This window comes from Micromonospora reichwaldensis, from assembly GCF_031845925.1.
Taxonomy (GTDB): domain Bacteria; phylum Actinomycetota; class Actinomycetes; order Mycobacteriales; family Micromonosporaceae; genus Micromonospora; species Micromonospora reichwaldensis.
In genome coordinates, this window is sequence record NZ_JAVRFL010000013.1 from 1 (window position 1) to 17,100 (window position 17,100).

Below are 17,100 nucleotides of genomic sequence, written 5' to 3' on the forward strand. Positions count from 1 at the left end.
GCCGACCACCGGTCACCGCCGACGGCAGGTACCGCGACAGCGCTTCCCACTCAACGTCAGACAACTCGTAGCGACGACCCACGCGCTACATCATCCGACACCAAGATCCTTTGAAGACACAGCCTAGGCCCCCTTCCTCGCGACTGCCGGCCTCTGCTCGGCATGATGGGGCCATGAGTTTGCTGGTACTTCGGCGAACTTGGTTCGTAGGCCATGCGATCGCCACGGCCGCCATTAACGACCAGCGCCGTCCTCAGGGGCGACATCACGCTCCGAGAAGCGCTTGGGAGCCCCACATGCAGCAACGAGTTCAGACAACCCTTGCGGTCGTTCTGGACGCGATACACGCAGGTGTCACCAGAGGCTCGCGACCGGCTCGCCGCGGATGAGCACGTCCGCTAACACACCTCGCCTCTGCGCGAAGCGGATTGCTGCCTGGCGGGCTCACGCCTCAACCTGCCGGTTCGCGGCTCGGCTCGGTCGGCCGCCAGGCGGGGCTCGGCTCCTTCGTTCGAAGGGATCGCCAGCGGCGCTCAAGCTGAGCGGGCATGGGGGAGAACTGCTCGAACGGCCCGCCGGCGTCCCTAGACGCATCCTTCCGCAGGCCGATCGTCGCCCGCCCACCCTCCGGCCCAGGCGGCGAGCCGGTTGTCGTACCTGCCGGCCACACTCGACGTATGGATATCTCAGTAGTGACGACAGAGGTTCGCGGCGGAACTCCGGCTCCGCGTCGGGTCCAGGTGGAGGGCATTGACGAGATCGGCATTGAGGTGGAGGCCAGGCAGACCAGGAATGGCGAACACTACCTCTCAACCGTGCTGTTCGAGAGCACCGGTGAGTGCCGGATCTTCTTGGCGAGCAAGGTGACCACCGCGTAGCTCAAGGGAGTTTCCTGCCCTCCCCCTGCTCTTCTAGGCATCCCCTCGGCCTTCGTCCGCACATTCGTGGAGTGGGTGGGGCCTGGCCCGTTAGGATGGAGCACGCCACTGTCCGAACGACCTTGACCGGATAGGCCTCACCCACTCGGCTTCGCCCGGACGAAGGCTCCGGGGTGGCGCCGACGACACGCCCGAGAGTCCCGCCGGAGGCACTACCTCTGATTCACAGTTGCCGCCCCAGCCCCGAAGTTCCAACCGTCATGGCAACCCGGGGCTTTTTCGCATCCTTCGCGCTGCCAACGGGCTGCAACCTCCGGGAGCGCCCGTGCGCTTGCGCTAAGGGCGCGGTCCCGACCGGCTGGCCCCGTCGGGGCCGGCCGCTGGCCGGCGATGCGCGCGGCCTGCGAAGCGGGCCGCTTTAGAAGCCGTATAGGAAGTTTGGACCACATCCCGGCAGCAGCAATTCCCAACGTCGCGGACATCCAGCCGACACCAACCAGCCGACAGCCAGGCCCTACTGCGCCGACTTACAGAGCATTACTACATCTCAGATCACCCGAACCCTTCAACCCGGCCGAACGTGGAGCTATTCGTGGAGCGGAATACGGGCCACCAAGGAAAGCCGGGCGCATCAGGGAAGCAGTTTGCGCAGCTAGAGCAATCACTGAAGCCAGAGATCAAGGCCTGAATGCCACTTCTAATCCCAAGGCCGCAGGTTCGAATCCTGCCGGGCGCACAGGCACTTCTCCCGACCGGACGGCTCCCATGGAGCTATCCGGCCAGCCGCAAGCGGCACCACCTGCCCCGGGTCACCGACATGGTCACGAACCCCACGCCCTCGATGCGATCACTCGCTCGGGCCGGCTTCTTCGGATCCTCGGCTCGCGGGCTCCTTCGGCGGCGGTGATCGGCGGGTGGCACGCGGGCTCCGTCCGGTCGCTTGTCGAGCAATGGCGGAGTGGCCCCGGCGCATGATCCACAGGTCCCATATAGGTGTTCGCCTGTTGGAAGGGGCACGACTGTGCACAGACGAACGCTCTTGGCCGCAGCCGTCGCGGCGCCCATCGGGGCCGCCATCGCCGCGGCTCCGGCCTCGGCCCACCACGGGCACGGCCGGTATCCCTCAGTGATCAACCTGCCGAACGGGTTCTGCCCGGAGGGGATCGCCCGCGGAACCGGCACGAAGATCTACGTCAGCTCGATGGCCGACGGATGCCTCTGGTGTGCCGACCTGCGCACCGGTAGGGGAAAGCTCCTCGTGCCGCCCGTGCCCGGCACCCAGGCGACGGGTCTGGACGTCGAACGAGGCCGGATCTGGGCGGCCTGCGGCAACATGGGCGGCGCGGCCGTCTACCGTGAATCGACCGGCGAATGCCTGGCGACGTACGACTTCGGCGGCGGGTTCATCGACGGCGTGACCGCCACGAAGAAGGCCGTGTTCTTCACCGACTCGGAGAAGGCAAAGGTCTACTGCGTCGAGTTCGGCCGCAATGGTTCGCTGCCCGGACAGTCGGGAGTACGCGCGCTGCTGTTGCCAGGTGGGCTCGGTGACCCCACCGCCTGTAACACCGGCATCGTCGCCGCCTGGGCGGGCAAGCTCATCGTCGTGCAGGCCAGGACCGGCCGGCTCTACTGCTTCGATCCCCGCGCGGGCATGGCCGCCCAGATCAGCACGTGCGGTGTGTCGGTGTCCAACGGCGACGGTCTCCTGCTCGAGGGGCGCACGCTGTATGTGGTGCGCAACCGGAACAACGTGATCGCCAAGTTCCGCCTCAACGAGCGGCTGACGCGGGCCACGCCGGTCGACGTGATCCGTGACCGCGACCTCGACGAACCGTCGGCTGTGGTTTCCTTCGGCTCGAGCCTGTACGCGGTCAACGCGCGGTTGTCCGTCCCGGCGACCCCCGACACCACCTACTGCGTCGTGCGAGTGCGCGACTGATCACTCATCTTGCACCATCCGGCCGGGGACATCCCCGGCCGGATAAGAGGTGGGCGTTCAGGATTGGCGTGGCAGTACCCCTAGCGGGGGATTCTTTTTGGTCCGACGTGACGGATGTCTCTACCCCTCGTTGCCTCCGTTGTCAACGATCACCGCACGGGGGATTTACATGAGCAGAACCTCTACCACGAACGGACCGGCCCGCCTCTGCGCCCGGCTGGCCGCCTTCGCGTTGCTGGCCGGTGCCCTGCTGCTGGGCGGCTCGCCGGCCCTGGCGGCGGAGACCATCAACATCAATCCAGGCAACGTGCCGAGGACGGCGACCCAAGCCACGCAGAACTGCGATCCCAACCTGGGCGGCGGGCCCTTCGCCAACGAGGACGTCTGGGTGTTCAACCTGCCGGGCAACCAGCAGACCAGCGGCAATTTCCTGTCGGTCACGGCGACGTTCAGCACGCCCGGCGGCACCGAAATCCGGACGATCCCGACCGCCCCCACCTCCAACAGCGCCATCGTCAACGACATGGGCACCAGCAAGGCCTGGATCAGGCTCCCGGCTGGTTGGACGCTGACCGGCGCCTCGGCGGTCATCTCCGGCACCGCCGACTTCTTCGTGCTCACCCACACGTGCGCCGCGTCGAGCCCAAGGGTGAACCCGAAGCTGACCCTGACCAAGACCGGCACGCCGACCAGCGGTCTCCAGGCCGGTGACAAGGTCACCTACACGTACACGGTGACGAACCAGAGCACCGGTACGGTCAACCCGATCACCGGCATCACCGTCAACGACAACACGGTCACCGGCATCACCTGCCAGGCCACCTCGCTCGCGCCGGGGGCGAGCACCACCTGCACCGGCACGTACACCGTCACCAAGGCCGACGTGGCCAACGGCAAGATCGTCAACATCGCCCAGGCGACCGGATTCCTCGGCCAGCAGTTGGTGCCGTCGAACAACGCCACGTTCACCGTCACGACGCAGGAGGCGCAGGCCAGCCTGTCGATCGACAAGAAGGCCCGGGTCGAGTCGGACTGCCGCGACAAGTGCGAGAAGGACGGCTTCGCGGCCAAGGGCGACAAGATCTTCTACACCTACCGGGTGGCCAACACCGGCACCGTCACCATCACCAACGTCGCGGTCAACGACCCGACCGCCGGACCGGTGGTCTGCAACAACACCACCCTGGCACCGGGTACGAGCACCGACTGCCACGCCGTCAACCCGCACGTGGTGACCGCGGCTGACGTCAAGAAGGGCAAGGTGGTCAACACCGCCCGGGCGACCGGCAAGTACGGCAGCGCGACCGTGACCTCCGACCCGGTCACCGTCACCGTCTGCATCCGGCACGGCAAGTACGACCCCCGCAAGCCCGACAAGGACAAGGACGGTTGGGACAAGGACAAGGACAAGGACAGCTGGGACAAGGACAAGGGCGGCTGGGACAAGGACAAGGACGGCAAGCCCCACCTGCCGGTCACCGGCGTCAGCTCCACCCAGGCCCTCTCGCTGGGCGGCGGCCTGCTGGCCGCGGGCGCTCTCATGGTCGGCGCCAGCCGGCTGCGCCGCAGGGAGACCCAGGCCTGACCCGTACGGCGGCACTCCAGGCAGCGCGTTCGGCCTGGTGAGCCACCGTCGGCGGACAGGGTGACCGGATGCGTCACCTGCCGGCCGGCACGGACACTGACTCACAGTGCCCGTGCCGGCCGTGCCTGTTCTGCCGGGACGGTCAGCGGAGCCGGACGTCGAGGGTCGGGAAGTCGTACCAGCTCAGCTCGAAGGACGACCCGGTCTCCGGCACCACCGGGAAGACGGCCCAGCTCTCCACCCGCTCCCCCGGCGCGATGCTGAAGGACTCGTCGGGCCGCGTGGTGGTGCACCAGGTGGACTCGGGACGCACCGTCCGGCCGTCCGACAGGACGATCTCGGAGGAGGTCCGGTCGACCTCGGCGGTCGGGCAGCTCACCGGCCACGGCACCGGCGAGCCGTTGCGGTACGTCAGGTTCAGCCGTAGCTTGCCGCCGGTGGTTGCCGCGCTGACCAGCGTGACCGTCAGGCCCGACTGGCTGTAGACCGACCGGTCGAGCTGGTACGTCCGTCCCGCGGGCTGCTCCTTCGTCGGCGACGCACCGGCGCCCGGCGACGCGCCGGCAGCCGGGGAGCCCGTCGACGGGCCGCCGGCGGCGCCGGTGGTGGCCGCGTCCCGCGCGGATGGCGTCGGGTCGGCCCGCTCGGAGTCGCCTCGGCCGGCCAGGAACCAGCCGCCGAGGGTGCCGACCACGGCGAGGCACGCCGTCACGGCGACGAGGGCGAGCAGACCGACGTACCTTTTCGTCACGGTGGGCTCCCGACGGCGGTGAGAACGGCGACGGCGCGAAGGTAGCACCACCGTCCAAAGCCGGCGGCTCGTCAGTGGCGCCCGGCCGCGCGGGCGCAGCACCGCCCCGACGGCGGTCGGGCAGGGCGACCACGTGATCGGGTGCGCGATGCCGCAGCCCAAGCCCGCGGGCACCCGGCTCCGCGCCGGGTGCCATATGCTGCGCCGGTTGTCACGGGGGCGCGGGGAGGACCACATGCGACGCTGGCTGGGCGTCACGGCTTCGGCCGCGCTGGTCGCGGCGGCGGTGAGCGGATGCGGCACGCCGGCCGGCACGGACGGGGACCTGACCGACGACTGGCGGCCCGTGGCCGAGGCCCGCCAGTTCGCGCCGCAGGCCGGCGAGTGCCACGTCGTCGCCGAGCCGACCGCCTACCTCACCAGCCACCAGCCGGTCGACTGCGCCAAGGCGCACCTCGTCGAGACGTTCCACATCGGCACGTTCACCGGCGACCTGGCCGCCCGCCCGATCCCGCCTCGCGTCGGGTCGGCGGCGATGCGGTCCGCGTTCGCCGAGTGTGACGCCAAGGCCAAGGAGTTCGTCGGCGGCGAGTGGCGCGACGCCCGGCTGTCGGTGCAGGTGGCGCCCACGTCGCCGGCCGGCTGGACGGGCGGCAGCCGGTGGTACCGGTGCGACCTGTTCGAGCTCGACGCGGTGAGCGGCGCCAACGGCGACAACGACTCGGCGGTCAACCGGACGGGCAGTCTGCGGGGCGCGCTGAAGGCGGCCACCCCGCTGCGGTACGGCTGCGCCGAGGAGGACGAGTGGTCGAACCTGCTGGCGGTGCCGTGCACGAAGGTCCACCGCTTCGAGTACGTGGGCGTCTGGACCGCGCCCGACGTGTCGTACGAGGACGCGACGAAGGACGAGGACGCCGTGCACGCGAAGTGCCGGCCGGTGATCGCCCGCTACGCGAAGGTGCCGGTCGACGGGATGCTCCGCTACCGCACGGGCAGCACGTACCGGTTCCCGTCCGAGGAGGCGTGGGCGCGCGGCGACCGGGGGGTGCGCTGCTGGTACTGGTCCAGCGGCAAGAAGCTGACCCGCTCGATCGCCGGCGGCGGCACGAAGGTCCTGCCGATCAACTGACCGGGCACCCGCAGGGGCGGGCGGGCAGGTCAGCGGCCTGTCGACGGCGCCGGGAAGAGCTGACCGAACGGCGACACGGCACGCACCGAGGGTGATCGCGGGCCGGCGCTCATGCTATTCTCCGGCGTCGATCCCCCGTTTTGGCCCGGATCGGGTCGTTGTCGCAGAAGGACCCACTTTCCCGATGCCGGCCGTTGCCGCCCCGACCACGTCGCCGACCGCGCTGGACAACCCGGCCGGTGGCGCGTTCACCCTCATCTTCACCCGCCTGCCGGCGTTGCTGCGGCTGGCCTGCGGCCTGGTCGGCGCGGTGGTCGCCCTGTCGGTGCGTACCCCGCCGGTCGAGCCGGCGCTGCTGTTTCCGGCCGTCGCGGCGCTGACCGCATGGTCGGTCTGGTACGCGTTCCGCGCGCTGCGCCACGGCATCGGCCGCCCGATGGTGCTCGGCGACGTGGCGCTGACCGCCGCCGCCTGCCTGGCGATGCCGGCGCTGGTCGCCCCCGAGGTGCTCCCCGGCGAGGTGAGCTGGATCGCGGTGCTGGCCAGCACCACGGTCCTCAACGCGCAGGCCAACGCCCCCATCGGCTGGTCGGTTCCGGCCGGGCTGCTGGTGACGGCGGCGTACGCGACCGGCGCGCACGCCGCCGGCCAGCCCGACGAGGCCGTCGCGCACGCGGTGACGCTGCTGGTGCAGACGGCCTGCGGCGCGCTGATCACCGCCATCATGCGGCGGCGGATCGGTCGGGCCGACGACGCCTTCGTGGCGCACCAGCGGCTCACCCGGGAGTCGCTGGTCGCCCGGACCGCGCGGGACGCGGAGCGGCGGCAGAACCGGGACCTGCACGACACGGTGCTGGCCACCCTGACGATGGTGGGGCTGGGCGCGGTCGCCGGCCCGTCCGCCGCGCTGCGCGAGCGGTGCGCCGCCGACCTGCGTACCCTCACCGCGCTGGCCGACGCGCGGTCCTCGCCCGAGGAGGGGCCCGTGCCGCTGGACGGGCGGCTGCGGGCGGTGCGCGCCCGGCTGCCCGAGCTGCCGGTCACCACCGAGCTGGCGCCGTGCGTCGTGCCCGCCCCGGTCGCGGAGGCGCTCGCGGAGAGCACGTACGCGGCGCTGTCCAACGTGGTCCGGCACGCGCCGGGCGCGTCCGCCGCGCTGCGGCTGAGCCGGGTCGCCGGCACCGTCGTGGTCGAGCTCGCCGACGACGGTCCGGGTTTCGACCCGGCGGCCGTTCCCGCGCACCGGTACGGGCTACGCGAGTCGGTGAGCGGCCGGATGTCCTCCGTCGGCGGGCGCGCCCAGATCGACTCGAGCCCCGGCGCCGGTACCCGGATCCGGTTGGAGTGGTCCGGTGTCGACTGAGACGACGAACGCCCCGGCGCCGACGGCGCGTACGCCGGACGCAGGCCGGTCCCCGGTGGACCCGGCGGCGGCGGTGGCCGCCGCCTCCGACGGCGGCGCCCGGGTCGTGGCGGTGGTCATCGCGCTGGCCTGGCACACGGCGATCGCGCTGCCCGCGGTGCTGGGCGCGTGGGCGGAGCTGGCCGCGCCGGCGGTGGTCCTCGCCGGCTGGCTGCTCGTGGCGACGGTCGGGGTGCTGGCCGGCCTCCGGCTGCTGCGCGGCGCCGCCCTGCCGGCCTGGCCGCTGGCCGCGCTGTTGTTGGTGGTCGACGCGGTGGTTGTCGCGGCGGCCGGTGAGCGGCATCTCTTCACCGCCGCGAACTGGGTGTGGGGCACGCTCGGCTGGTTCTTCGTCATGGTGCTGTGGGGGCGGCGGGCCCACGGGCTGATCGCGGCGTTGGGCGTGCACGCGCTGATCGCGCTGGCCGGGGTGCTCGGCCACGGCGCGACCGCCCCCGCCGACCTGGCCCGGTACGCCATGTCCGTCTACGCCACGTCGACCCTTCAGGTGGCGGTCTTCGTGGGCGGCACGGCGATCGCGAGGCTGGCCCGGCAGCGCGCCGGCGCGGCGGCGGACGCCCACGCGGCGGCGGCCGAGCGGGACGCCGCCGAACGGGCCCGGCAGGAGCGGCGCGCCCGCCTGACGCTGGTCAGCGGCGCCGCCGAGGAGGTGCTCGCGGAGCTGGCCGACGGGCGGGCGGACCCGGCCGACCCTGACGTGCAGCGGCGGGCGGTGCTGGCCGCCGCCCGGCTGCGCCGGCTCATCGCCGAGTCCGACGACGTGCCCGACCCGCTGCTGCACGAGCTGCGGGCCGCCGCCGACCTGGCGGACCGCAACGGGCTACCGATCGACCTGGTGACGATCGGCGACCCGCCGCCCCTGCCGGTGCAGGTGCGCCGCCGGCTGGCCGACCCGCTCACCGCGCTCCTGGCCGACGCCCGGGGCTGGGCCCGGCTGACCGTGGTCGCCCGGCCCGACGAGGTGGTGGTCAGCCTGGTCACGCCCGACCGGGCCGGTCCCGACACCGCCGGACCGCCGGGCGACGACGGGCGGGTGGAGTACCTCTACGAGCGGGACGGGGAGATCAGATGGGCGCAGACGCGGTGGCGGGGGTGACCGCCGGTCGGCCGGTCGGCGTGGCGATCGTCGACGACCACCCGGTCGTCATCGAGGGGGTCCGCGTCTGGCTGGCCGCCGAGCCCCGGCTGCGGGTGCTGGCGACCGGCGACGACCCGGACGCCGTGCTGCGGGCCGCCCCCGACGCCGACGTGGTCCTGCTCGACCTGCGGCTGCACGGGCGGATGGCCCTGGACAAGCTCGCCGAACTGAGCGCGGCCGGCCGGCGGGTGGTGGTCTACTCGGAGCACACCGACCCGCAGACGATCCTCGCCGCCCTGGACGCCGGGGCGGTCGCGTTCCTGGCCAAGCACGAGGGGCGGGAACACTGCGTGGCCACCGTGCTGGCCGCCGCCAGCGACCGCCCGTACGTGCCGCCGGCGCTCGCCGGGGCGATCGTGGGTGACCCCCGCCCGGACCGGCCCGCCCTGTCCGACAAGGAACGCGAGGCGCTGCTGCTGTGGTTCCAGTCGATGTCGAAGGCGTCGGTGGCCCGTCGGATGCGGATCAGCGAGCACACCGTCAAGCAGTACGTCGACCGGGCGCGGATCAAGTACACCCGAGCGGGGCGGCCGGCCGCCACCAAGGCGGCGCTGCTCGCCCGGGCGATCGAGGACGGCCTAGTCCGGCCGGAGGAGATCGGCATCTATCGGTCACAGGCTTCCTACGACCGGCCGACCCCCTAACGGGCGTCATGACAGCCGGCCCTGGGGTCGGCGACCCTCATGGTGAGATGCCGTCGGCACCGGAGGTCATGACGATGCACGATGACGCGTCCCCCTTCTTCATCGCCCCGCACCGCTTCGACTCGGACGACGACCTGGCCCCGGCGCTGGACCGGCGGCACGAGCTGGTCGTCGAGGCCGGTGAGCGGGTGCTCGCCCGGCACCGGCTGCACGCGTCGGGGCATCTGCTCGGCCCGACCGAGGCACGGCGACGGTGGACGCTGCCCGAGCCGGTGGCGGTGACCGTCACCGACCGACGGATCGCGTACGCCGGCGGCGGGCCACAGCTCGCCCTGGTCGACGGCGTCGGTGACGGCGCGCGGCACCGCCGGGGCGTCCGGCTGCCGGGTCTGATCAGCGGTCAGATCCGCTGGCAGTGGCCGTCCCGGCTGGAGCTGCTGGCGGCGGGGCCCGGTGAGCGCGCCCGCCTGCTGGTGGTCTGCGACGCGCTGCGCACCATCCAGCAGCCGGCCCTCGGCCTCAGCGGCCCCGCCGGGGAGATCACCGGGCTGACCCGCCAGGTGCGCCGGGCGGTGGCCGGGTTCCGGCTGGCCCACCCCGAAATGGTGGACCTGTCGCCGCCCGAGCGGGACGTGCTGGCGGTGCGGGCCGGGGGCGGGCCGGGCGCCGGCGAGACCCGGATCACCCTGCCCGGGTCGCTGCCGGTCGAGTTCCAGTCCCGGGACGACTACTACCGGCCGGGGCGCTTCGATCGCGGGTGGCACGGGCCCGCAGCCGGCGCAGCATCCGGGCATCGGTGAAGCCGACGGTACGGGCGGCACCCTCCACGGTGGCGCCGTGCCCGATGAGGTGCTCGGCGCGTTCCACCCGCAGCAGCTGCTGGTAGCCGAGCGGGGTCAGCCCGGTGGCCCGCCGGAACAGTCGGGTCAGCGTCCGCTCGGCCACCCCGCCGACGGCGGCGAGGTCGGCCAGCGGCAGCGGCTCGGCGAACCGGCGGTCGATCAGGTCCTGCACCCGGTGCACGGCGTCGGAGAGGTGGGACCGGTGCCGCAACATGGCGCCGGTCTGCGGCTCGTGACCGTTGCGCCGGGCGTGCAGGACCAGGGAGCGGGCGATGCGGGCCGCCACCGCCGGCCCGTGCCGGGTGGCCACCAGGTGCAGCGCCACGTCGATGCCGCTGGCGATGCCGGCGGAGGTCACCACCCGCTCGTCCACCACGTAGAGCACGTCGCGGACCACCCGCGCCGACGGGAACCGGCGGGCCAGCTCGTCCTGCACGTCGTGGTGGGTGGTGCAGCGGCGGCCGTCGAGCAGGCCGGCCCGGCCGAGGGCGTATGCGCCGGCGCAGACGCTGGCGACGGTCCCGCCGCCGGCGTGGTGGTCGGCCAGCCGCCGCAGGTCGTCCGGCCCGACCGGCCCCTGCGGTCCGTGCGCGCGCAGCCGCCATCCGGGTACGACCACCAGGTCGTCGCGGGTCAGCTCGGGCCACCGGAGCCCGGCCACCAGCGGTACGCCCTGCACGGTCGGCACGATCTCCCGGTCGGCGACGTAGTGCAGCCGGTAGTCGTACCCGAGGTCGGCGGCGGTGGAGAAGACCTGGGCCGGGCCGGCGAGGTCCAGCAGGTGCAGCTGCGGGACGAGCAGGAAGACGACCCGGGCCATCGACTCAGGCCCGCGCGCCGGCCGGGGGCGCGCCGGTCAGCTCGGCCACGGTGCGGATGGTGGCGAAGCGGCCGGCGAGGGCGTACTCGGTGCGGGCGGTCATCTCCTCGCTCGACAGGGTGCGCGGGTCGGCGAGCATCTCCTCCGCCGTGGCCGTGGCCGGCAGGTCCCGGTGCGGGGTCGGGAAGGTGACCGTCGCGTCCGTCACGAAGGTCACCTCGTAGCCGAGGTCGCAGCCGACCCGGGCGGTGGTCTCGACGCACTGCTCCGTACGGATGCCGCAGACGGTGATCTCGCGGACGCCCGCGGTCGTCAGCACCTGCTCGAGGTTGGTGGTGGTGAAGGCGTTGTGCGACGTCTTCACCAGCGTGGGCTCCCCCGGGGCGGGCGACAGCCCCTCGATCAGGCGGACGTGCCCGTTGGCCGGGTCGAAGACCCCGCCGGTGCCCGGCTCGGCGTGCAGGACCCAGACGACCAGGTCGCCGCGTCCCCGGGCGGCGGCGACGAGCCGGTCGACCCGGCCGACGATGTCGGGGTTGGAGGCGTACGCCCAGCTGGGGCGGCGGCGGAAGGACTCCTGCACGTCGATGACGACGAGTGCTGCTCTGCTCATGGGTTGAATCCTCGCCGGGGACGCGCCGGCGCGGCAGGCACCATCCCGCCCCGCTGCGGAACGATCCGGCCACCCCGGTGCCCGCCGATCCGCCGCCCGGGGGCCTCCCCGCGGGCGTCGGGTCGATCGGGGCCGTCGGTCAGGCGTCGGGGTCGACCGCGGCGGCCTTGCGGCGGACCTCCAGGTCGGCGGCCTCCTCCAGGGTGGGCGCGGTGCCGCCCAGGTGCGCCGGGAGCCACCAGGTGTCGTCGGGGCCGGCGGGGGCGTCGGGGTACTCCCGCTGGGCCCGGTCGACCAGCGCGGTCAGCCGCTCCTTCAGGTCGACGGTCATCGCGTTGGCGTCCGGGTAGGCCGCCGGGTCCATCGGCTCGCCGACCAGGATCGTGATCGGGGTGTGCCGGCGGGTCAGGGTGCGCGGCCGGCCCTTGGTCCAGAGCCGCTGGGTGCCCCAGAGCGCCACCGGCAGCACCGGCACACCGGCCTCGGCCGCCATCCGGGTCGTCCCGCTCTTGAGCGACTTGACCGTGAACGACCGGCTGATCGTCGCCTCCGGGAAGACCCCCACCACCTCACCGCGCTTCAGCGCGCTGACCGCCGTCGCGTACGACCCGGCGCCCGCCCGCCGGTCCACCGGGATGTGCCGCATGCCCCGCATCAGCGGGCCGGACACCTTGTGCGTGAAGACGGACTTCTTGGCCATGAACCGCACCAGCCGCTTCGCGGGGTTCGCGCCCAGCCCGCAGAAGATGAAGTCGAGGTAGCTGACGTGGTTGCTGGCCAGCACCGCCCCGCCCGTACGCGGCACGTGGTGGGCGCCCTCGATGGTGATCTTCAGGTCGAGGACCCGGAACATCGTCTTGGCGGCGGCGATCACGGGCGGGTACACGAGTTCCGGCATGGCGCGAACTTACCCTGCCCGCCTGAACCCCATGCCGACCCGCCGGGCCACCGCGCCCGGCCGGCTCCCGCCCGCCCGTGCGGGCCGGTCCCCCGGTCGAGGGGGGCCGGCGGCGTCCGGTCCGCCCGGTCGCCGCCGGCCCCGCGGGAGCCGGGCCCGCGCTAGTCGGTGAGCCGGTGCATGTCGAGGCGGCCCCGGGCGAACGCGTCGACGCGCCCCCACCGGCCCGGGATGTCCAGCACCTCGATCCGGCCCATTCCGATCGGCAGCCGGGGCTCCACCGCGAGGTGCCCCTCGTGCGGCTCCAACCCGAGCATCGTCCGCAACAGCAGCAGCGGCGTGCCGGTCGACCAGGCCTGCGGGCTGCACGCCGTCGGGTACTCCACCGGGAACTTGGTCAGCTCGCGGGGGTAGCCCCCGAACGCCTCCGGCAGCCGGCCCTCGAAGTAGGTGGCCGCGTCGAGGATGCCGTTGGCGACGACCGCCGCCTCCTCGGCGAAGCCGTACCGGCGCAGGCCCCAGGCGATGAAGGAGTTGTCGAACGGCCAGATCGTGCCGTTGTGGTAGCCGATCGGGTTGTAGCGGACCTCGCCCTCGGCCAGCGTCCGTACCCCCCAGCCGGTGAAGAGCCGGGGCCCGACCAGGTGCTCGGCGATCTTCTCGGCCCGGTCGTCGTCGACGATGCCGCTCCACAGCAGGTGACCGATGTTGGAGCTGAGCACGTCGCACTGGCGGCCGTCCGGGTCCAGCGCGAGGGCGTAGTACTCGCCGTCCGCCACCCAGAAGTCCCGGTTGAACCGCTCCTTCAGCGCCGCCGCCTCCTGCTCCAGCCGGTTGGCGAAGTCCGGGTCACCCCAGAACTCGCGCGCCAGGCGGGCGGCCCGCAGCTTCGCGTCGTACGCGTACCCCTGCACCTCGCAGGTGGCCCGGGGGAACGGCGGCAGCGTGCCGTCCCGGTAGGAGATGGAGTCCCAGGAGTCCTTCCAGCACTGGTTCTCCAGGCCGGTGTCGGTGTTGCGCCGCTCGTACCAGATGTAGCCGCTGCCGACCAGGTCGGCGTAGTCGTCGATCCACTTCAGCGCGGCCCGGCACTCCCGCTCCAGCTCCCTGACCAGCTCGACGTCCCCGCTCCACTTCTCGTACTCGTCGAGCAGCACCAGGAAGAGCGGGGTCGCGTCCACCGACCCGTAGTACGGCGAGTGCGGCTGTTCCTCGAAGGCGGCGGTCTCGCCGTACCGCATCTCGTGCAGGATCCGGCCCGGGTCCTCGTCGCGGAAGTCGTCGAACCGGGTGCCCTGGAGCGAGGCCAGGATCCGCAGCGTGGTCTTCGACAGGTCCGGCGTGAACGGCAGCGTCTGCAGGCAGGTCAGGATGCTGTCCCGCCCGAACATGGTCATGAACCAGGGCAGGCCGGCGGCCGGCAACGACGCCCCGCCGAGGGAGAGCGGCGAGAAGCGCAGCGCGGCCAGGTCGATCAGGCTGCGCCGGTACGTCGAGGCGACCCGGTCGTGCTGGCTGTTGACCTTGGGGGCTTTGGCGATCCACTCCTCGAGGTCGTGCTGGAGGGCGAGCCGCTCGGTGGTGTGCGCCCGCAGTCCCATTCGCAGGTCCCGCCCGCCCGGGGAGAGCGCCATCGTCTTGACGTCGAGCTCGGCCTTCCACTGCTCGTTGGGCTGGAGGTGGATCGAGTAGGCGAAGCCCTTACGGTCGTAGCGCGGGGCCGGGGACGCGGAGATCAGCGTCTCCCGGATGAAGTTGCCCCGCCGGTAGCCCAGGCGCAGCCGGTCGGGCTCGACCTCCGTGTAGATCTCGCCCTTCTTGTTGAGGATCTCGTCCTTGACCTGGAAAAGGTCGGCGAAGTCGGACGCCGCCTCCATCCTGATCTCCAGGTCGATCGGCTTCTCGTCGTGGTTGAGGATGGTGAGCGTCTCCCGGAAGCTGCCCCCCACCGCCCGCTCCCGGATGATCGACAGCTTGGCGTCGATGTAGTGCGTCGCCATCCCCGGCACCAGGAAGAAGCGGGCCTCGTAGTACTGCAGGTCGTCGTACGACAGGGGGGTGAGCCGGTCGCCGTTCACCGTCAGCACCCACGTCGACAGGTAGCGGGTGTCCAGGGAGAAGAACCCCGTCGGCTCGCTCGGTGTCGCCTCGATGTCCCCCGTGTCCTCCGACACCACGAAGGTGCTGCCGTCCAGGATCCGGACCGTGTTCTGCGCCATCACCGCACCTCCCGATGGAGCTCGAAATGCCGGCGCGGTCCGCGGGCATCCGGATGGCCGGGGAAGAGGCGCTCCATCTGCACCACCAGCCGCAGGTCCCCGCTCACCGTCATGTCCCCCCGCAGCAGCGCCGCCACCCCGTTCTCGCGGCCGGCGGCGAGCTCCTCGAAGAGCTCGGGGCTGGTCCCGACCACCGTGTCGGCCTCCTGGTCCTCCTGGCTGACCTGGAGCCGCCCGCGGTCGATCCGCAGCAGCCAGTGCGTCGTGTGCGCCCCCTCGTGCAGATCCAGGCGCAGGGTCCCGGAGGACTTCGCCAGCAGGGGGTCGTGCCCCCGCCGGTCGAGGTCCTCGAAGAACCTCGTCGTCGCGTCCACCATCGGGTCTTCTCCTCCCCCGTCGGGCAATGTCCCTGCACGGGGTCCCCGTCCGGTGCCGGGCCAACCTCGCCCGGACCGGGTGAGTCGCCCGCCCGGCGGCGTGGCCCTTCCGCGGGACGGGCTAGATCAGGAGGGTGTCGTGGCGGTCGTGCCGGCGGCGGACGTGGCCGCGCCACCCGGCGAGCAGTGCGATGAAGGTCCAGCCGGCACCGCCGAAGAGCAGTGCCCCGACCATGCCGCCGGAGTCGACCCGGTCGGCGGCCTCGAGTTCGACCACCCCGTCGGGGTCGGTGAGCACGGCGAGCCTGTCGCCGACCCGGTAGCTGGGGTTGCTGCCCTGGTGGACCAGCGGCTCGTCGAGGCGCCCATCGACGCCCTGGAGCGTGAAGGCATGTCGCTTGCCGACGACCGACACGTCGACGATCGTCACCTCCTGGCGGACGCCGCGCGCCTCCAGCACCGCCTCCGGGGCGAGCTGCACCGAACCCACGAGGACGAACAGGGCCGGCCCCATGGCGAGGAACGCCAGCCACGCGGCCCGGTGCAGCAGACGCACGGCGAGCACGAACACCAGGCAGAGGAGCAGCCCGGTGACGATCGGGACGACCGTCGCGCCGACCGTCGCGTACGCGATGGCGGTGTTCACCGCGACCACGGCCAGGCCGAACAGGACCAGCAGCACCGTCATCGCCGTCGACCTGCCGGCCGACCACGCTCCCGCCACCGGCACGGGCCCGGTCGGCGGCAGGGTGGGTCGGACGTCGGGGCGCCAGCCGGTCGGCGCGGTCCGGCCTGGTGCGGGGGGCTCTGCGGGCACGCCGGGATCATAGTTCCGGCGGTCCAGCCGAGGGCCGGCGCGCCGGCTCCCATCTCGGGGTAGCCGGCGCGCCGACGCGTACGGTCAGTTGTTCGGTTCGTCGGCGCTGATGTCGGCGAGCACCGACTGCGGCTCCCGCTCCACGGCGAGGTCACCCATCGAGACCAGGCCGACCAGCCGCCCGTCGTCGATGACCGGCAACCGGCGTACGGCGTAGGTCCGCATCAGGTCGGCGGCGGCGACCGCGTCGTCGTACTGGCTGACCGTGATCACGTCCTTGCTGGTGATCCGGTTGAGCGGGGTCGAGTTCGGGTCCATGTTCTCGGCCACGCCCCGGACCGTGATGTCCCGGTCCGTCACGATGCCGATGACGTCGTCGCCGTCGGTCACCACCACGTCGCCGATGGCGCTGTCGCGCATCTCCTGCGCCGCGGCGATCAGCGTGTCGTTGCCGTCCATCGTCACCAACCGGGTCGTCATGAACTCTCCGACCGTTGTCATGGTGCTCCCCTCTCGGTGTCGGCACCGCCGTCTACCCGCCGACCGCACGGGGTAACGCGCGCGACACCGGCCCGGGTCAGGCGCGCGGCGGGAGGCCGTAGAGGCGCTCGACGTGCAGCCGGAGCACGAGGCGCCCCTCGGCGACCATCGCCCGCCGGTAGTCGGCCCAGTCCGGATGCTCCCCCTGGATCGCCCGGTAGAGGTCGACCAGCTCCGTCACGGTCGCGTCCTGCGGGTCGGCGGCCACCGGCGTCAGCTCGGCGCGCCCCTCCGCGACCGCGTACGCCCAGCCGTCGTCGCTGGCGACGTGGAAGGAGGCCCGCGGGTCCCGGCGCAGGTTGGCGGTCTTGGCCCGGCCGTCGGTCACCGAGACGCGGATCAGGGCCGCCGTGCTGTCGAAGGCGTAGATGACGGTGGAGAGCTGCGGACGCCCGTCCCGCTTGAGCGTGGCCAGCACCCCCAGCCGGTGGCCGGCAATCAGCTCCGTCAACGCCCGCTGGGTCTCGTCGTCCGCCACGGCAAC

General features: G+C 72.5%; 17 protein-coding genes. 8 read left to right on the top strand and 9 right to left on the bottom strand.

What is annotated here, in order from left to right; translation table 11 throughout:
• Positions 1 to 677 precede the first annotated feature (677 nt).
• The 3 genes from RM555_RS12920 (at position 678) to RM555_RS12930 (ending at position 4,405) form a co-directional block, all read left to right on the top strand.
• Positions 678 to 878: a hypothetical protein gene (locus RM555_RS12920; protein ID WP_311411966.1), complete on the top strand. Its 201-nt coding sequence runs from the start codon at positions 678 to 680 to the stop codon at positions 876 to 878.
• A gap of 1,126 nt (positions 879 to 2,004) precedes the next feature.
• Positions 2,005 to 2,820 carry an NHL repeat-containing protein gene (locus tag RM555_RS12925; RefSeq protein ID WP_311411967.1) on the top strand — a complete coding sequence of 272 codons (816 nt, stop codon included), beginning with the start codon at positions 2,005 to 2,007 and terminating at the stop codon, positions 2,818 to 2,820.
• 169 nt (positions 2,821 to 2,989) lie between these two features.
• The gene (locus RM555_RS12930) at positions 2,990 to 4,405 is read left to right on the top strand and encodes a DUF7507 domain-containing protein (RefSeq protein WP_311411968.1); all 1,416 of its coding nucleotides are present in this window, start codon (positions 2,990 to 2,992) and stop codon (positions 4,403 to 4,405) included.
• Between the two features lie 142 nt (positions 4,406 to 4,547).
• Here the strand turns inward: RM555_RS12930 and RM555_RS12935 are convergent, their stop codons facing one another.
• Positions 4,548 to 5,156 carry a hypothetical protein gene (locus RM555_RS12935; RefSeq protein ID WP_311411969.1) on the bottom strand — a complete coding sequence of 203 codons (609 nt, stop codon included), beginning with the start codon at positions 5,154 to 5,156 and terminating at the stop codon, positions 4,548 to 4,550.
• A gap of 235 nt (positions 5,157 to 5,391) precedes the next feature.
• On the opposite strand from RM555_RS12935, the gene RM555_RS12940 reads away from it, so the two are divergent.
• From RM555_RS12940 to RM555_RS12960, 5 genes are all read left to right on the top strand, one after another.
• Complete coding sequence (locus RM555_RS12940; RefSeq protein ID WP_311411970.1) at positions 5,392 to 6,285, top strand: septum formation family protein; 894 nt, start codon at positions 5,392 to 5,394, stop codon at positions 6,283 to 6,285.
• A 184-nt stretch (positions 6,286 to 6,469) separates the two neighbouring features.
• Positions 6,470 to 7,648, top strand: coding sequence for a sensor histidine kinase (locus RM555_RS12945; protein WP_311411971.1), 1,179 nt, complete (start codon positions 6,470 to 6,472; stop codon positions 7,646 to 7,648).
• A complete protein-coding gene (locus RM555_RS12950) occupies positions 7,638 to 8,804 on the top strand; it encodes a hypothetical protein (protein WP_311411972.1) in 1,167 nt (388 codons plus the stop codon). The genes RM555_RS12945 and RM555_RS12950 overlap by 11 nt, the downstream gene beginning before the upstream one ends.
• Complete coding sequence (locus RM555_RS12955; protein ID WP_151455997.1) at positions 8,777 to 9,490, top strand: response regulator transcription factor; 714 nt, start codon at positions 8,777 to 8,779, stop codon at positions 9,488 to 9,490. The genes RM555_RS12950 and RM555_RS12955 overlap by 28 nt, the downstream gene beginning before the upstream one ends.
• A 74-nt stretch (positions 9,491 to 9,564) precedes the next feature.
• Entirely contained in the window at positions 9,565 to 10,290 is a 726-nt protein-coding gene (locus RM555_RS12960) for a hypothetical protein (RefSeq protein WP_311411973.1), read from the top strand.
• On the opposite strand, the gene RM555_RS12965 is transcribed toward RM555_RS12960, so the two are convergent.
• The 8 genes from RM555_RS12965 to RM555_RS13000 all read right to left on the bottom strand — a co-directional run bounded on the left by RM555_RS12965 (position 10,172) and on the right by RM555_RS13000 (position 17,094).
• Positions 10,172 to 11,152: a GlxA family transcriptional regulator gene (locus RM555_RS12965; RefSeq protein WP_311411974.1), complete on the bottom strand. Its 981-nt coding sequence runs from the start codon at positions 11,150 to 11,152 to the stop codon at positions 10,172 to 10,174. The two genes, RM555_RS12960 and RM555_RS12965, sit on opposite strands and share 119 nt — an antisense overlap.
• Positions 11,153 to 11,156: 4 nt before the next feature.
• Positions 11,157 to 11,765 carry a cysteine hydrolase family protein gene (locus RM555_RS12970; RefSeq protein ID WP_311411975.1) on the bottom strand — a complete coding sequence of 203 codons (609 nt, stop codon included), beginning with the start codon at positions 11,763 to 11,765 and terminating at the stop codon, positions 11,157 to 11,159.
• Positions 11,766 to 11,904: 139 nt separating this feature from the next.
• Positions 11,905 to 12,663, bottom strand: a complete 759-nt coding sequence (locus RM555_RS12975) for a lysophospholipid acyltransferase family protein (RefSeq protein WP_311411976.1) — start codon at positions 12,661 to 12,663, stop codon at positions 11,905 to 11,907.
• A 161-nt stretch (positions 12,664 to 12,824) separates the two neighbouring features.
• Positions 12,825 to 14,882 carry an amylo-alpha-1,6-glucosidase gene (locus tag RM555_RS12980; RefSeq protein WP_311411977.1) on the bottom strand — a complete coding sequence of 686 codons (2,058 nt, stop codon included), beginning with the start codon at positions 14,880 to 14,882 and terminating at the stop codon, positions 12,825 to 12,827.
• Positions 14,882 to 15,259, bottom strand: coding sequence for an SCP2 sterol-binding domain-containing protein (locus tag RM555_RS12985; protein WP_311411978.1), 378 nt, complete (start codon positions 15,257 to 15,259; stop codon positions 14,882 to 14,884). The genes RM555_RS12980 and RM555_RS12985 overlap by 1 nt, the downstream gene beginning before the upstream one ends.
• A 121-nt stretch (positions 15,260 to 15,380) precedes the next feature.
• Positions 15,381 to 16,076, bottom strand: coding sequence for a hypothetical protein (locus tag RM555_RS12990; RefSeq protein WP_311411979.1), 696 nt, complete (start codon positions 16,074 to 16,076; stop codon positions 15,381 to 15,383).
• Positions 16,077 to 16,160: 84 nt separating this feature from the next.
• Positions 16,161 to 16,577, bottom strand: a complete 417-nt coding sequence (locus RM555_RS12995; protein ID WP_132239381.1) for a CBS domain-containing protein — start codon at positions 16,575 to 16,577, stop codon at positions 16,161 to 16,163.
• Between the two features lie 76 nt (positions 16,578 to 16,653).
• Positions 16,654 to 17,094, bottom strand: coding sequence for a PPOX class F420-dependent oxidoreductase (locus RM555_RS13000; protein WP_311411980.1), 441 nt, complete (start codon positions 17,092 to 17,094; stop codon positions 16,654 to 16,656).
• Positions 17,095 to 17,100: the final 6 nt, after the last annotated feature.

Excerpts from the sequence above, each read along its gene's own strand:
- RM555_RS12920 (WP_311411966.1), top strand. The coding sequence starts at position 678 with ATGGATATCTCAGTAGTGACGACAGAGGTTCGCGGCGGAACTCCGGCT.
- RM555_RS12930 (WP_311411968.1), top strand. The coding sequence starts at position 2,990 with ATGAGCAGAACCTCTACCACGAACGGACCGGCCCGCCTCTGCGCCCGG.
- RM555_RS12940 (WP_311411970.1), top strand. The coding sequence starts at position 5,392 with ATGCGACGCTGGCTGGGCGTCACGGCTTCGGCCGCGCTGGTCGCGGCG.
- RM555_RS12945 (WP_311411971.1), top strand. The coding sequence starts at position 6,470 with ATGCCGGCCGTTGCCGCCCCGACCACGTCGCCGACCGCGCTGGACAAC.
- RM555_RS12955 (WP_151455997.1), top strand. The coding sequence starts at position 8,777 with ATGGGCGCAGACGCGGTGGCGGGGGTGACCGCCGGTCGGCCGGTCGGC.
- RM555_RS12960 (WP_311411973.1), top strand. The coding sequence starts at position 9,565 with ATGCACGATGACGCGTCCCCCTTCTTCATCGCCCCGCACCGCTTCGAC.
- RM555_RS12965 (WP_311411974.1), bottom strand. The coding sequence starts at position 11,152 with ATGGCCCGGGTCGTCTTCCTGCTCGTCCCGCAGCTGCACCTGCTGGAC.
- RM555_RS12970 (WP_311411975.1), bottom strand. The coding sequence starts at position 11,765 with ATGAGCAGAGCAGCACTCGTCGTCATCGACGTGCAGGAGTCCTTCCGC.
- RM555_RS12975 (WP_311411976.1), bottom strand. The coding sequence starts at position 12,663 with ATGCCGGAACTCGTGTACCCGCCCGTGATCGCCGCCGCCAAGACGATG.
- RM555_RS12980 (WP_311411977.1), bottom strand. The coding sequence starts at position 14,882 with ATGGCGCAGAACACGGTCCGGATCCTGGACGGCAGCACCTTCGTGGTG.
- RM555_RS12985 (WP_311411978.1), bottom strand. The coding sequence starts at position 15,259 with ATGGTGGACGCGACGACGAGGTTCTTCGAGGACCTCGACCGGCGGGGG.
- RM555_RS12995 (WP_132239381.1), bottom strand. The coding sequence starts at position 16,577 with ATGACAACGGTCGGAGAGTTCATGACGACCCGGTTGGTGACGATGGAC.